This is a genomic window from Micromonospora sp. NPDC023633 (assembly GCF_040640035.1).
In the GTDB taxonomy this organism is placed as follows: domain Bacteria; phylum Actinomycetota; class Actinomycetes; order Mycobacteriales; family Micromonosporaceae; genus Micromonospora.
The window spans coordinates 26,966-40,272 of record NZ_JBFABB010000063.1; the positions used below are offsets into that span (position 1 = coordinate 26,966).

Genomic DNA, 13,307 nt, shown 5'->3' on the forward strand with positions numbered 1-13,307 from the left:
GGGGACTCGTGCTCAAGCAGTACGAGCGTACTGGAAACTGGTCGGCAGTCCCCAGCCGGCCTCGGTCGGCCGGAACAAACGAAGGTGCACGGCGCAGGGACCGCTGTAATGATCGCCGGATGCCGCCGAGCCGCATCCTCGGGTCTATCACGGTCACCGCGCTCACCGACGGCGAGGGGCCGTTCTTCCAACCCCGTGCGGAGGCGTTCCCGGACGCCGGGTTGGAGCGCTGGCGCGCGGCCGACCGGCGGGACCCGGGCACGGTGACCGCCGACGGGCGGTGGTGGTTGCCGTTCCGCAGCTTCGCCATCCGCGCGGGGGACGGGCCGGTGACCCTGGTCGACGCCGTGCAACTGGTCGATCCCGAGCTGGCGTACGCCCACGAGGAGGACGCCGCCGCGGCGCGCGCCTCGCGGGTGACGCTGCTGCGCGACCTGGCCGCGCGCGGCCCCGCGGTCCCGTCGTGGTGCCGGCGACGTCCTCACCAGCGTGACCCTCACGCATCGAAAGGAGATTTGTGCCTATGTTCGAACCGACCGACAACCAGCTTGTAAATGTCATCCTCTTCCTTTTGGACGTGTTGCTAAGTTATTGGTTTTTATGGGTGCCTTGGGTAGCAATCTGGCTGATATCTGAAGGTAAAAAGTACTTTTCCGGTAGTTCCAGCGACCGTCACGACGGGGCTGGTGGCGGCGGTGGTGGCTTCGGTGCCACGACCAGGAAAGGACGACTGGAGCTGGTTCTCAGAGATGACGGCACCGGGTGCTGGCACGTCATCGATACCGGAAGCCGCGACCTGGTCGGCGAGGCAATCCCCAGCGATGTCCACCCCGGAAAGTGGCGGGCCGCCGTGCGCCACCCCACGTCGGGCTACCAGTTCGTATGCGTGGCCAGTGGCCGGGAGACGCTCGTCGAGGTGACACAGGTTGGAACCGAGACGTTCACCAGCCCACAGGACGCGATGCGGGCCATCGACCGCAACCGGATCTACTGACCTACAACGACAGCAAGGGCTTTGCCTGACCTGCCAGGTCCGGGCACCGCCGAGAACCGCCGGTCCTGCACCAGACCTGGCCCGCCGGGCCCACCAAAGGCGTGGCGAGAAGATCCCAAGCCACGAACCACCACCCGAGCATCGACCGTCACCGAACGGGACGGCACGCTACGGGCCGGATCAGAGCTTGATCAACCCTCAGTTCTTAACGTTGTTCTGGTCTGGAAACTACGGACGGGCCGCTAAGGCGTCAGCAGGCCGCCCTGGAGCGCAGCGACCGCCATATCGGCGAGGCGTTCGTGTCGCTGTAGCGGGCGGAACGTCGAGGGGGCACGCCGGCGGACCGGCGTGCCCCCTCGACGGGTGGTGGCTCACATGGAGGCGACGTCGCCCTGCTTGGCGCGGACGGCCTCGGCGGCCTCCTTCAGGCTGGCCAGCTCGTCGGCGTCCAGGTCGGTCTCGACGACCCGCTTGACGCCCTCGGCGCCGATCGCGGCCTCGACACCCAGGTAGACGCCGGAGATGCCGTACTCGCCGTCGACCCAGGCGCAGACCGGCATGACCTCGCCGGAGTCCTCCGCGACGGCCTTGGCCATCCGGGCGGCGGCGGCCGACGGCGCGTAGTACGCCGAACCGGTCTTGAGCAGCGCGACCACCTCGGCGCCGCCGTTACGGGTCTTGACGACCAGCTCCTCGATCTGCTCGGCCGGCATGGCCTCACGCAGCGGCTTGCCGTCGACGCTGCTCTGCGACGGCACCGGCACCATCGTGTCGCCGTGCGAGCCGAGGGTCAGCGTCTTGACCGACTTCACCGGTACGCCCAGCGCCTCGGCCACGAAGTTGGTGAACCGGGCGGTGTCCAGCATGCCGGCCTGGCCGAGCACCCGGTTCTTCGGGAACTGGGTGGCGAGCTGGGCCAGCGCGGTCATCTCGTCCAGCGGGTTGGACACGACGATGACGACGGCGTTCGGGGCGTACTTCGCGACGTTCTCGGAGACCTGGCGGACGATCTTGGCGTTCGTCTCCAGCAGATCCATCCGGCTCATGCCCGGCTTGCGCGGCAGGCCGGCGGTGATCACCACGACGTCCGAGCCCTCGATCGCCTCGTAGCCCTCGCCGTTCGGGCCGGTGGTCACGCCGACCACCTTGGTCTCGAAGCCCTCGATGGCGCGCGACTGGTTGAGGTCCAGGGCGAGACCCGCGGGCTTGCCCTCCACGATGTCGGTGATCACGACGGTGTCGAAGACGTCGTACTCGGCCAGGCGCTGTGCGGTGGTGGAGCCGTAGAAGCCGGCCCCGACGACAGTGACCTTCTTACCCATGGTCGTCCCACTCCCTGCTACCAGTCGGTTTTCCGGACCGTATCAGTCATCCTGGCACCGATCGGGTCAGGGGCGGCGGCCATCGCCGGGATGGGGCGAATGTCACCGCCGTCCGGCTCCGAGCGGGGCGTGGTGGGCGCTCAGTCGCGCTCGGCCCGCTCCACGACGTTGGTCAGCAGCATCGCGCGGGTCATCGGGCCGACGCCGCCCGGCATGGGCACCAGCTTGCCGGCCACCTCCGCCGCGTCCGGGGCGACGTCGCCGGTGTAGCGGCCCTTGCCGTCCGGGCCGATGACCCGGGTGATGCCGACGTCGACCACCACCGCGCCCGGCGTGAGCATGTCCGCGGTGAGCAGGCCCGGCACGCCGGCGGCCACGATCACGATGTCGGCGGCCCGGGTGTGCGCGGCCAGGTCGAGGGTGCCGGTGTGGCAGAGGGTCACGGTGGCGTTCTCGCTGCGCCGGGTGAGCAGCAGGCCGAGCGGGCGGCCGACGGTGTTGCCGCGCCCCACCACGGCGACCTTGGCGCCGCGCAGCGCCACGTCGTGCCGGCGGAGCAGCTCGACGATGCCGCGCGGGGTGCAGGGCAGCGGGCCGTCGTAGCCCAGGACGAGCCGGCCGAGGTTGACCGGGTGCAGGCCGTCGGCGTCCTTGTCGGGGTCGATCAGCTCCAGCACCCGCTGGGTGTCGAGGTGGCCCGGCAGCGGCAGCTGGACGATGTAGCCGTGGCACGCCGGGTCGGCGTTCAGCTCGGCGAGCACGGCGTCGACCTGCTCCTGGGTCGCGTCGGCCGGCAGCTCGCGGCGGATGGAGGCGATGCCCACCTCGGCGCAGTCGCGGTGCTTGCCGTTGACGTAGGCCTGGGAGCCGGGATCCGCGCCGACCAGGACGGTGCCGAGCCCGGGGGTGATGCCTTGTTCCGCCAGTGCCTTGACCCGTGTCCGCAGCTCGTCCTTGATCTCGGCCGCGGTCGCCTTGCCGTCCAGAAGCGTCGCCGTCACGCCCAGATCGTCTCACGGTCGACGGGCCGGTGATCCGAGGACCTGCGGCAGCCCGCCATTCAATCACGAAGAGTAACGTGCACTTAATCACTCTGAGTTACTCGTCGGTGATCGAAACGCCTCCCGGATCCGGACTCAAGGGCGGCTCCCGGGGCACTGCGGCACGGGCGCACCAAGACGCCCCGAAGGGGCAGGGTGGTCGCGACCGACGCGCCGAGTCCGAGAATCCCCGCAGCCCAGTGGCCCATCCGCAGCCCGACGGCGGTAGCAGGTCGAGCCCGTGGAGGCAAGCCCCCCACGGTGACTCCGTTACCGGTTCGCAACCCGCCCGTTGTCGATCGTCGGCCGGCGACCTACCGTTGCCCAACGTTGCGCAGCGTAAACCCAGCGCCGGGCCTGACTGCGCAGCGTGAGGAGATGAGGAGGCTACATGCGTGTTCGTAGGCTCGCTGCCTGGACCGCCCTCCCGCTCGCGGTGACCCTGGGCCTGGTGGCCTGCGGCTCGGGCGGCGACGGTGGATCCGGCGAGAGCAACCCCGACGCGGCCGTGCGGATCGAGATCGCCGAGCCGCAGCACCTGGTGCCGACCAACACCAACGAGACGAGCGGCTCGCAGGTGCTCGCCGCCCTGTTCAGCCCGCTGGTCGACTACGACGAGGCCAACAAGCCCTACGAGGTGGCGGCCGAGTCGGTGACGTCCGAGGACAACACGACCTGGACGGTCAAGCTGAAGGACGGCTACACCTTCCACAACGGCGAGAAGGTCACCGCCGACAACTACGTCGACGCCTGGAACTACGGCGCCTACGCCCCGAACGGCCAGAACTCCAGCTACTTCTTCGAGAAGATCGCCGGCTACGAGGACGTGCAGGGCGAATCCCCGAAGGCCAAGACGCTCAGCGGACTGAAGAAGGTCGACGACCTGACCTTCACCGTCACGCTGTCCCAGCCGTACAGCGAGTTCAAGACCATGCTCGGCTACACGGCCTTCTACCCGATGCCGAAGGCCGCGTTCTCCGCGCCCGGCGTGCTGGCCGAGGGGTACGAGCAGGCGCCGGTCGGCCAGGGCCCGTTCAAGATGAAGGGCACCTGGCAGCACGACGCCAAGGTCGAGGTCGAGAAGTACGACGCCTTCCCCGGCGAGCAGCCGAAGGTGGCCGGCGTCGAGTTCCGGATCTACCAGCAGCCGACCGCCGCGTACGCGGACGTGCTCTCGGACAACCTGGACGTCATCAAGACCGTCCCGACCGAGAACCTCTCGACGGCCGCCACCGACCTCGGTGACCGGTTCAAGCAGAGCTCCGCCTCGGCGCTGCAGGTGCTGGCCTTCCCGACGTTCCAGGAGGAGTTCAGCAACCCGGACGTGCGCAAGGCCATCTCGATGGCGATCGACCGGGACGAGATCACCAAGTCGATCTTCAAGGACTCGCAGCAGCCGGCCCGCTCGTTCGTCTCGCCGGTCGTCGCGGGCTACCGCGACAACACCATCGGCGAGGCCGGCGAGTTCGACCCGGCCAAGGCCAGGAGCCTGTACCAGGCCGCGGGCGGCCCCGCGAAGATCGAGCTGTCCTACAACGGCGACGGCGGCCACAAGGACTGGATCGACGCGACCTGCAACCAGCTCAAGACCAACCTGGGCGTGGACTGCGTGGGCACCGCCGAGCCGAAGTTCGCGGACCTGCTGACCAAGGTGAAGGCCAAGCAGCCGGTCGGCCTGTTCCGGATGGGCTGGGTCATGGACTACCCGTCCATGGAGAACTACCTGGGCCCGCTGTACAGCAGCAACGGCTCGTCGAACTACTACGGCTACAGCAACCCCGAGTTCGACAAGCTGCTCGCCGAGGGCGCCAGCGCCGCGAACGAGGACGAGGCGGTCAAGAAGTACCAGGCGGCGGAGGACCTGCTGGCGGAGGACCTGCCGGTGATCCCGCTGCGCTACGGCCAGAACAACTTCGGCCACTCGACCAAGGTCACGAACGTGGAGATGGATCTCTTCGACCGGATCGACCTGCTGAAGATCGAGGCCGTCAAGTAACACGGCACGACGGGTCGGGCCATCGGCGGACGGTGGCCCGACCCGCCATCCTCTTCGCCCTTTTTCAGAGAGACTGCCAAGTATGTTCCGCTTCATCCTGCGGCGTCTGCTCCAGATGGTCCTCGCGTTCTTCGGGACCACGCTGATCGTCTACGCGCTGATGTTCGCCGGCCAGGGCGACCCCATCCAGGCGCTCGCCGGCGAGCGCCCGGTCACGGCGGCCCAGCGGGCATACCTGACGGAGAAGTTCCACCTCGACCGGACCGGGGTCGGCGGCTTCTTCTACCGCTACTTCGACTATCTGAAGAACCTGCTCCAGGGTGACCTCGGGCAGTCCCTCACCGGACGCTCGATCGGCGACATCCTGGCCGCCGCCTGGCCGGTCACGGTCAAGTTGGCGCTGATCGCCATGGCGGTCACCATCCTCTTCGGGGTCACCGCGGGCGTGCTCGCCGGCATCCGGCGGGCCAGCATCTTCGACAACTCGACCCTGCTGCTGACGCTGCTGGTGCTCGGCATCCCGACGATCGTGCTCGCGCCGCTGGCGCAGTACCTCCTCGGCGTGAGGTGGCAGCTCTTCCCGCCCACCGCCGGCGCCGACCCGGACCTGTACGCGCTCCTGCTGCCGGGCATCGTGCTCGGCTCGCTCTCGCTGGCCACCGCGCTGCGGCTGACCCGGACGTCCGTGGCCGAGAACCTGCGCGCCGACTACGTCCGCACCGCCCGGTCGAAGGGACTGGTGAAGCGGCGGATCGTCAGCGTCCACGTGCTGCGCAACTCGCTCATCCCGGTGGTCACCTTCCTCGGCGTCGAGCTGGGCAACCTGATGAGCGGCGCGATCATCACCGAGGGCGTGTTCAACATCCCCGGAGTCGGCTTCAACCTCTTCCGCGGCATCCGCACCGAGGACGGCCCGCTGGTGGTGGGCATCGTCAGCGTGCTCGTCGTGGTCTACCTCGTCTCCAACCTGGTGGTGGACGTCCTGTACGCCGTACTCGACCCGAGGATCCGCTATGAGTGAGCGCAGCGAACGAATCGGCAGCGCAGTGTTTCGCGGCTCGGCGCGCCCCGGAGCGCAGCGAGGGGGAGCGCCGACAGCGCGCAGCGAACGAATCATCGACGCAGGGTGCTCGGTCGCTCAGGTCCGCGCCGAGCGCAGCGAGGTGCGGGCATGAGTGACTTCGAGACCGTCGCGGCCAGCGAGAACCAGGCCGCGCGGCGGGGACCGTCGGGTGAGCCGGGCGCGCCGAACCAGGTCGGCGTACCGCAGAAGCCCCGCAGCCTGGCCGGCGACGCCTGGCGCGACCTGCGCCGCAACCCGATCTTCTGGGTCAGCCTCGCCCTGGTGGTGCTGGTCGCCGCCATGGCCGCCGTTCCCGCGCTGTTCACCGCGAACGACCCGCGCGACTGCGTGCTGGCCCGCCAGCACGCCGGGCCGTCCGGCGGGGCGATCTTCGGGTACGACTTCCAGGGCTGCGACACGTACTCCCGGGCGGTCTACGGCGCCCGCGCGTCGCTGCTGGTCGGCGCGCTCTCCGCGCTGCTCACCGGCCTGATCGCGCTCGCCGTGGGGATGCTGGCCGGCTACTTCGGCCGCTGGGTCGACGCGGTGCTCTCCCGGGTGATCGACATCGTCCTCGGCATCCCGCTCCTGCTCGCCGCGATCGTGCTGCTCAAACGGGTCAACAGCGACAGCTCGGCGGTCCGGATCGGCGCGGTGATCTTCGTGCTGGCGGTCCTCGGCTGGACCACCGCCGCCCGCGTCGTCCGCTCCTCGGTGATCACCGCCAAGGAGCAGGACTACGTCGCGGCGGCCCGGATGCTCGGCGCCGGCGACGGTCGGATCATGCTGCGGCACATCCTGCCCAACGCGCTCGCCCCGGCGATCGTGGTGCTGACCATCGCCCTCGGCTCGTTCATCGCCGCCGAGGCGACGCTGAGCTTCCTCGGCATCGGGCTCAAGGCACCGACCATCTCCTGGGGCATCGACATCGACGCCGGCCGGGTGCACATGCGGGAGTCCGCCACCCCGCTGCTGGTCCCCTCGGTCTTCCTGGCGCTGACCGTGCTGGCGTTCATCATGCTCGGCGACGCGATCCGCGACGCCTTCGACCCGAAGCTGCGGTGACACGTGCGAGCACGAGGAGTGGGCGCGGCGAGCCCCGCCGTCCCGGGCGGAAGCGGGCTCGTGCGGCCGAACGCAGCGAGCCTTCCAGTCGAGAGCGAGAGGCAGAGACCGTGAGCCAGTCCGCCGTCCGACCCACGCCGGCCTCCCCGACGCCCGAGGGCGGGCACCTGCTGGACGTACGGGACCTGCACGTCGAGTTCCGCACCGGCGAGGGCGTGGCCAAGGTGATCAACGGGGTCTCCTACCACCTGGACCCCGGCGAGACGCTCGCCGTGCTCGGCGAGTCGGGCTCCGGCAAGTCGGTCACCGCCCAGGCGATCATGGGCATCCTCGACACTCCCCCGGCCGTGATCCGCTCCGGCGAGGTCCTCTACCAGGGGCGGGACCTGCTGAAGCTGCCGGAGGAGCAGCGCCGGCAGGTGCGCGGCAAGGAGATCGCGATGATCTTCCAGGACGCCCTCTCCGCGCTGAACCCGGTCTTCCCGGTGGGCTGGCAGATCGGCGAGACGCTGCGTCAGCGCGAGGGCATGTCGAAGGCGGACGCCCGCGGGCGGGTCGTCGAGCTGATGGACCTGGTGCGGATCCCCGGGGCCGCCAACCGGCTCGGCGACTACCCGCACCAGTTCTCCGGCGGCATGCGGCAGCGCGTCATGATCGCGATGGCGCTGGCCATGAATCCGAAGGTGCTGATCGCCGACGAGCCGACCACGGCCCTGGACGTCACCGTGCAGGCCCAGATCATGGACCTGCTGGCCGACCTGCGCCGCGACCTCGACATGGCGATGATCCTGATCACGCACGACCTCGGCGTGGTCGCCGGCGTCGCGGACCGGATCGCCGTCATGTACGCCGGCCGGATCGTCGAGCACGCCGACGTCCGCTCGCTGTACCGGGCGCCGGCCCACCCGTACACCAAGGGGCTGCTGGAGTCGATCCCGCGGCTGGACGTACGGGGTCAGGAGCTCTCCACCATCAGGGGGCTGCCGCCGAACCTGATGCGGATCCCGTCCGGCTGCCCCTTCCACCCCCGGTGCCCGTACGTGCAGCAGGTCTGCGTCGACGTGGTGCCGCACGACCTGGTCCTGGGCGACGGCCGGACCAGCGCGTGCCACTTCGCCCAGGAGGTCCGTGATGACAGCGCCCGCTAGCCCCACCAAGGTGCGCGGCGAGACGATCCTCGCCGTCGACAACCTGGTCAAGCACTTCCCCATCCGCCGGGGCGTGCTGTTCGAGAAGCAGGTCGGCGCCGTCAAGGCCGTCGACGGGGTCAGCTTCGAGCTGCGCCGGGGCGAGACCCTCGGGGTGGTCGGCGAGTCCGGCTGCGGCAAGTCGACGCTGGCCCGGCTGCTCATGCGGCTGGAGACGCCGACCGCGGGCCGGGCCACCCTGGAGGGCAGGGACCTGTTCAAGGCCTCCGGCGCCGAACTGCGCCGGCTGCGGCGCAACATGCAGATGGTCATGCAGGACCCGTACACCTCGCTGAACCCGCGGATGACGGTCGGCGACATCATCGGCGAGCCGTTCGAGATCCACCCGGACGCGGCGCCGAAGGGCAGCCGGCAGGCACGGGTGCGGGAGCTGCTCGACGTGGTCGGCCTGAACCCGGAGCACATCAACCGGTACCCGCACCAGTTCTCCGGCGGTCAACGGCAGCGCATCGGCATCGCCCGCGCGCTCGCCCTGCGGCCCGAGATCATCGTCTGCGACGAGCCGGTCTCCGCCCTGGACGTGTCGATCCAGGCGCAGGTGATCAACCTGCTGGAGAAGCTCCAGGACGAGTTCGGGCTGTCGTACATCTTCATCGCGCACGACCTGTCGGTGGTCCGGCACATCTCGGACCGGGTCGCGGTCATGTACCTCGGCAAGATCGTGGAGATCGGCACCGAGGACGAGATCTACGAACGGGCCACCCACCCGTACACCCAGGCGCTGCTCTCAGCCGTGCCGGTGCCGGACCCGGAGGCCCGCGACCAGCGCACGATGATCCGGCTCACCGGCGACGTGCCCAGCCCGGCCGACCCGCCGAGCGGCTGCCACTTCCGCACCCGCTGCTGGAAGGCCCAGGAGGTCTGCGCCACCCAGGAACCCCACGCGGTCCCCCGCGCGGCGGACCCGCACCCCTCGGCCTGCCACTTCGCCGAACTCCGCCCCACCCCCTGACCCCCCGGCCACCCGCCGCGTCGATCATGCAGTTGTGGTGGGCGGACCGCCCGCCTTCGCCCCTTTCGCGGGGCACCACACCTGCATGATCGACCGAGCGGGGCGGGGGTCAGTGGAAGAAGTGGCGGGTGGAGGTCAGGTACATGGTGACGCCGGCCTCCTTGGCGGCGGCGATCACTTCCTCGTCCCGGATCGAGCCGCCCGGCTGCACGATCGCGCGGACCCCGGCGTCGATGAGGATCTTTGGGCCGTCGGCGAACGGGAAGAAGGCGTCCGAGGCGCAGACCGCTCCCCGGGCCCGGTCCGCCCCGGCCCGGCTGACCGCGAGCTGCGCCGAGTCGACCCGGTTGACCTGGCCCATCCCGACGCCGACGGTCGCGCCGTCCTTGGCCAGCAGGATCGCGTTGCTCTTCACGGCGCGCACCGCCCGCCAGGCGAAGGCCAGGTCACGCAGGGTCGCCTCGTCGGCGGCCTCGCCGGTGGCCAGCCGCCAGTTGGCCGGGTCGTCGCCCTCGGCGTCGATCCGGTCGGCCATCTGCACCAGTACGCCGCCGGTGACCTGCCGCCACTCCGCCGGCAGCGGGTCGAAGGCCGGCGCGTGCAGCAGCCGGATGTTCTTCTTGCCCTGGAGGATCTCCACCGCGCCCTCGTCGAACCCGGGCGCCACCAGCACCTCGGTGAAGATCTCCGAGACCTGCCGGGCCAACTCGACCGAGACCGGCCGGTTGACGGCGATCACCCCGCCGTACGCGGACACCGGGTCGCAGGCGTGTGCCTTGCGGTGCGCCTCGGCCACGTCGGCGCCGACCGCGATGCCGCACGGGTTGGCGTGCTTGATGATCGCCACCGCCGGCTGGTCGGCGAAGTCGTTGGCCGCCCGCCACGCGGCGTCGGCGTCGACGTAGTTGTTGTAGGACATCTCCTTGCCGTGCAGCTGCTCGGCCTGGGCGAGCCCGGCCGGGCTGGACGGGTCGACGTAGAGCGCCGCCGGCTGGTGCGGGTTCTCGCCGTAGCGCAACACCGCCGAGCGGCGCAGCGACAGCCCGGCGAAGTCCGGCCAGCCGTTCTCCTCGGGCGCCAGCGTGGTGGCGCACCACTCGGCGACCGCCACGTCGTACTCGGCGATGACGGCGAAGGCACGGGCGGCCAGCACGCGCCGCTGGGCCAGCGTGAAGCCGCCCTCGTCGAGCGCGGTGAGCAGCGCCGGGTACGCGGCCGGGTCGGTCACCACGGCGACCGAGGCGTGGTTCTTGGCGGCGGCCCGGACCATGGCCGGACCGCCGATGTCGATCTGCTCCACGCACTCCTCGACGCCGGCGCCGGAGGCGACCGTGGCCTGGAACGGGTAGAGGTTGGACACCAGCAGGTCGATTCCGGCGATGCCGTGCTCGTCGAGCTGGGCGACGTGGGAGTCCTTGCGCAGGTCGGCGAGGAGCCCGCCGTGCACCTTCGGGTGCAGCGTCTTGACCCGCCCGTCGAGGATCTCCGGGAAACCGGTCACCGTCTCCACCGGGGTCACCGGCACCCCCGCGCCGGCGATGGCCGAGGCCGTGCTGCCGGTCGAGACGATCTCCACCCCGGCCGAGTGCAGCGCCCGGGCCAGCTCGACCAGACCGGTCTTGTCGTAGACGCTGACCAGCGCCCGCCTGATCTGGCGGCGTTCGTCCTGAGTGGAACTCACGGGACCGTGACCTTTCTTCCGGTGATCGTCCAACCTTCGCGGACCAGGCGGCCCACCTGCTCGACGAGCTGGCGCCGCTCGGCTTCCTTGATGCGCTCGGTGAGCGTCTCGACGTCGTCGTCGTCGTGCACCGGCACGGCGACCTGCGCGACGATCGGGCCGGTGTCCATGCCGGCGTCGACGAAGAAGAGCGTGGCCCCGGTGACCTTCACGCCGTAGGCGAGGGCGTCGCGTGGGCCGTGGATGCCGGGGAACGCCGGCAGCAGCGTGTTGTGCGTGTTCAGGTAGCGGTCGCCGAAGGCGGCCAGGAAGTGCGGGCCGACCAGCTTGAGGAAACCGGCAGAGATGACCAGGTCGGGCCGGTGCTCGGCGACGCGGGCGGTCAACGCGGCGTCCCAGTCCTCGCGGGTGGGGTGGTCGGCGACCCGCTCGACGAAGGTCGGCACCCCGGCCGCGGCGGCCCGGTCCAGACCCGCGATGCCGTCCCGGTCGGCGCCGACGGCCACCACCCGGGCCCCGTACGCGGAATCGGCGCCGGCGTCGAGCAGGGCCTGAAGGTTGCTGCCGGAGCCGGAGACGAGGACGACGATGCGGGCGACGGGCGCGGGCTCGGTCACCGGACCAGCCTATCGGGCCTGCCGGCGGGTCCATCCGCTGGGCATTGCGACATTCACCGACGACGTGAATGGTCCGGACCAGGTACGCTGCCGGTCGCTCGGGCCCGGCGCGCGTCGGCCCGCACCCGTCAGTGATCCGACGCCCTTGGCGGGGCGTCGAGTGGAATGAGGAGTACGCCGAGATGCAGCCCGGATACCAGCCGCAGCAGCCGCAGATCAACAACAACATGACGATGTCGATCGTCGCCATCTTCCTTTTCTGGCCACTGGCCATCCCGGCGATCATGAACGCCTCCAAGGTGAACCCGCTGCTCCAGCAGGGTGACTACGCCGGGGCCCAGGCCGCCGCCGCCGAGTCGAAGAAGTGGTCCAAGTGGGCGCTCATCGTCGGCATCAGCTGGTACGTGATCGTGCTGATCTGCTGCCTGCTCGGTGGGCTCGCCGGCGTGATGGGCGAGAGCGCCTCCACCAGCAGCTACTGACAGATCGGACGAGGAGTCGCATGCAGCCCGGTTACCCCGGACAGGATCCGTACGGCCAGCAGCCGCACCAGGATCCGACCGCGCCGCACCACGACCCGTACGCCCCGCCGCCGGCGGCGCCGTACGGTCAGCAGCCCACCTCCGGGCAGCCGAACGACCCGTACGCCGCACCGCAGGACCCGTACGGCCAGCAGAATCCGTACGGCCAGCAGGACCCCTACGGCCAGCCGCCCACCTCGGGCCAGCCGTACGGGCAGCCGCCCACCTCCGGCCAGCCGTACGGGCAGCCGCCCACCTCCGGCCAGCCGTACGGGCAGCCGGCGTCGGGTCAGCCGTACGGGCAGCAGCCGTACCAGGACCCGTACGGCCAGCAGGCGTACGCGCCGCCGCCCATGTACCCCAACGCGGGGTTCACCGGGAAGGGACCGGGGCAGCAGCAGAACACCCTCGGTCTGGTGTCCATGATCCTCGGCATCGCGTCGATCCCGCTGGTCTGCTGCTACCTCGGCATCCCGCTGGGCATCGGCGCGTTGGTGACCGGGTGGCTGGGCAAGCAGAAGGCCGCCCAGGGGCTGGCCGACAACAACGGTCAGGCCCTCGCCGGCCTGATCTGCGGCGCCATCGGCGTCGTGCTCGGCCTGCTCCAGATCATCCTGCTGGGCTTCAGCTTCACGCTGCCCAACCAGCCCTGACCGCCATGCGACAGGGGCGTCCCGGATCGTCCGGGGCGCCCCTTCGGCGTCCGTAGGCCCTCAGCGGGGCGCGCGGGCTGCCGGCCCTCAGCGCTGCCGGCCCTCAGCGGGGCGGGCGGGACAGCACCCGGGTCGCGGCGGCGCCGATCAGCGCACCGGCGGTGACGACCGCGGTCGCCACCGCCGCCACCTGCC

13 protein-coding genes are annotated in these 13,307 nt (G+C 70.5%); 9 read left to right on the forward strand and 4 right to left on the reverse strand.

The genetic code is table 11. The annotated features are described in order from the left end of the window. Window positions 1–119 precede the first annotated feature (119 nt). Complete coding sequence (locus AB0G13_RS20275) at window positions 120–554, forward strand: hypothetical protein (RefSeq protein ID WP_357876307.1); 435 nt, start codon at window positions 120–122, stop codon at window positions 552–554. After that, window positions 524–994, forward strand: a complete 471-nt coding sequence (locus AB0G13_RS20280; RefSeq protein WP_357876309.1) for a hypothetical protein — start codon at window positions 524–526, stop codon at window positions 992–994. The genes AB0G13_RS20275 and AB0G13_RS20280 overlap by 31 nt, the downstream gene beginning before the upstream one ends. A gap of 371 nt (window positions 995–1,365) precedes the next feature. Here the strand turns inward: AB0G13_RS20280 and mdh are convergent, their stop codons facing one another. Beyond that, the gene (gene mdh / locus AB0G13_RS20285) at window positions 1,366–2,316 is read right to left on the reverse strand and encodes a malate dehydrogenase (RefSeq protein ID WP_357876312.1); all 951 of its coding nucleotides are present in this window, start codon (window positions 2,314–2,316) and stop codon (window positions 1,366–1,368) included. A gap of 140 nt (window positions 2,317–2,456) precedes the next feature. Next, window positions 2,457–3,317: a bifunctional methylenetetrahydrofolate dehydrogenase/methenyltetrahydrofolate cyclohydrolase gene (locus tag AB0G13_RS20290; protein ID WP_357876314.1), complete on the reverse strand. Its 861-nt coding sequence runs from the start codon at window positions 3,315–3,317 to the stop codon at window positions 2,457–2,459. A gap of 430 nt (window positions 3,318–3,747) precedes the next feature. Here AB0G13_RS20290 and AB0G13_RS20295 point away from each other — a divergent pair, with 430 nt between their 5' ends. The 5 genes from AB0G13_RS20295 to AB0G13_RS20315 all read left to right on the forward strand — a co-directional run bounded on the left by AB0G13_RS20295 (window position 3,748) and on the right by AB0G13_RS20315 (window position 9,640). Beyond that, entirely contained in the window at window positions 3,748–5,352 is a 1,605-nt protein-coding gene (locus AB0G13_RS20295) for an ABC transporter substrate-binding protein (RefSeq protein ID WP_357876316.1), read from the forward strand. 82 nt (window positions 5,353–5,434) lie between these two features. After that, the gene (locus AB0G13_RS20300; RefSeq protein ID WP_334609373.1) at window positions 5,435–6,373 is read left to right on the forward strand and encodes an ABC transporter permease; all 939 of its coding nucleotides are present in this window, start codon (window positions 5,435–5,437) and stop codon (window positions 6,371–6,373) included. A 150-nt stretch (window positions 6,374–6,523) separates the two neighbouring features. Beyond that, window positions 6,524–7,480 carry an ABC transporter permease gene (locus AB0G13_RS20305; protein ID WP_357876319.1) on the forward strand — a complete coding sequence of 319 codons (957 nt, stop codon included), beginning with the start codon at window positions 6,524–6,526 and terminating at the stop codon, window positions 7,478–7,480. Between the two features lie 110 nt (window positions 7,481–7,590). Next, window positions 7,591–8,628, forward strand: a complete 1,038-nt coding sequence (locus tag AB0G13_RS20310; protein WP_357876321.1) for an ABC transporter ATP-binding protein — start codon at window positions 7,591–7,593, stop codon at window positions 8,626–8,628. After that, window positions 8,612–9,640 carry a dipeptide ABC transporter ATP-binding protein gene (locus AB0G13_RS20315; RefSeq protein WP_357876323.1) on the forward strand — a complete coding sequence of 343 codons (1,029 nt, stop codon included), beginning with the start codon at window positions 8,612–8,614 and terminating at the stop codon, window positions 9,638–9,640. The genes AB0G13_RS20310 and AB0G13_RS20315 overlap by 17 nt, the downstream gene beginning before the upstream one ends. 109 nt (window positions 9,641–9,749) lie before the next feature. Here the strand turns inward: AB0G13_RS20315 and purH are convergent, their stop codons facing one another. Together purH and purN are read right to left on the reverse strand one after the other, a co-directional pair. Then, window positions 9,750–11,321: a bifunctional phosphoribosylaminoimidazolecarboxamide formyltransferase/IMP cyclohydrolase gene (gene purH / locus AB0G13_RS20320; RefSeq protein WP_357876325.1), complete on the reverse strand. Its 1,572-nt coding sequence runs from the start codon at window positions 11,319–11,321 to the stop codon at window positions 9,750–9,752. Beyond that, entirely contained in the window at window positions 11,318–11,938 is a 621-nt protein-coding gene (gene purN / locus AB0G13_RS20325) for a phosphoribosylglycinamide formyltransferase (RefSeq protein WP_357876327.1), read from the reverse strand. The genes purH and purN overlap by 4 nt, the downstream gene beginning before the upstream one ends. A 131-nt stretch (window positions 11,939–12,069) precedes the next feature. Between purN and AB0G13_RS20330 the strand changes: the two genes are divergently transcribed. Both AB0G13_RS20330 and AB0G13_RS20335 read left to right on the forward strand, forming a co-directional pair. Then, complete coding sequence (locus AB0G13_RS20330) at window positions 12,070–12,420, forward strand: CD225/dispanin family protein (RefSeq protein WP_357876329.1); 351 nt, start codon at window positions 12,070–12,072, stop codon at window positions 12,418–12,420. A 20-nt stretch (window positions 12,421–12,440) separates the two neighbouring features. Then, window positions 12,441–13,112, forward strand: coding sequence for a DUF4190 domain-containing protein (locus AB0G13_RS20335; protein WP_357876331.1), 672 nt, complete (start codon window positions 12,441–12,443; stop codon window positions 13,110–13,112). Window positions 13,113–13,307: the final 195 nt, after the last annotated feature.

Excerpts from the sequence above, each read along its gene's own strand:
- AB0G13_RS20315 (WP_357876323.1), top strand. The coding sequence starts at position 8,612 with ATGACAGCGCCCGCTAGCCCCACCAAGGTGCGCGGCGAGACGATCCTC.
- AB0G13_RS20335 (WP_357876331.1), top strand. The coding sequence starts at position 12,441 with ATGCAGCCCGGTTACCCCGGACAGGATCCGTACGGCCAGCAGCCGCAC.
- AB0G13_RS20295 (WP_357876316.1), top strand. The coding sequence starts at position 3,748 with ATGCGTGTTCGTAGGCTCGCTGCCTGGACCGCCCTCCCGCTCGCGGTG.
- AB0G13_RS20305 (WP_357876319.1), top strand. The coding sequence starts at position 6,524 with ATGAGTGACTTCGAGACCGTCGCGGCCAGCGAGAACCAGGCCGCGCGG.
- AB0G13_RS20275 (WP_357876307.1), top strand. The coding sequence starts at position 120 with ATGCCGCCGAGCCGCATCCTCGGGTCTATCACGGTCACCGCGCTCACC.
- AB0G13_RS20280 (WP_357876309.1), top strand. The coding sequence starts at position 524 with ATGTTCGAACCGACCGACAACCAGCTTGTAAATGTCATCCTCTTCCTT.
- mdh (WP_357876312.1), bottom strand. The coding sequence starts at position 2,316 with ATGGGTAAGAAGGTCACTGTCGTCGGGGCCGGCTTCTACGGCTCCACC.
- AB0G13_RS20300 (WP_334609373.1), top strand. The coding sequence starts at position 5,435 with ATGTTCCGCTTCATCCTGCGGCGTCTGCTCCAGATGGTCCTCGCGTTC.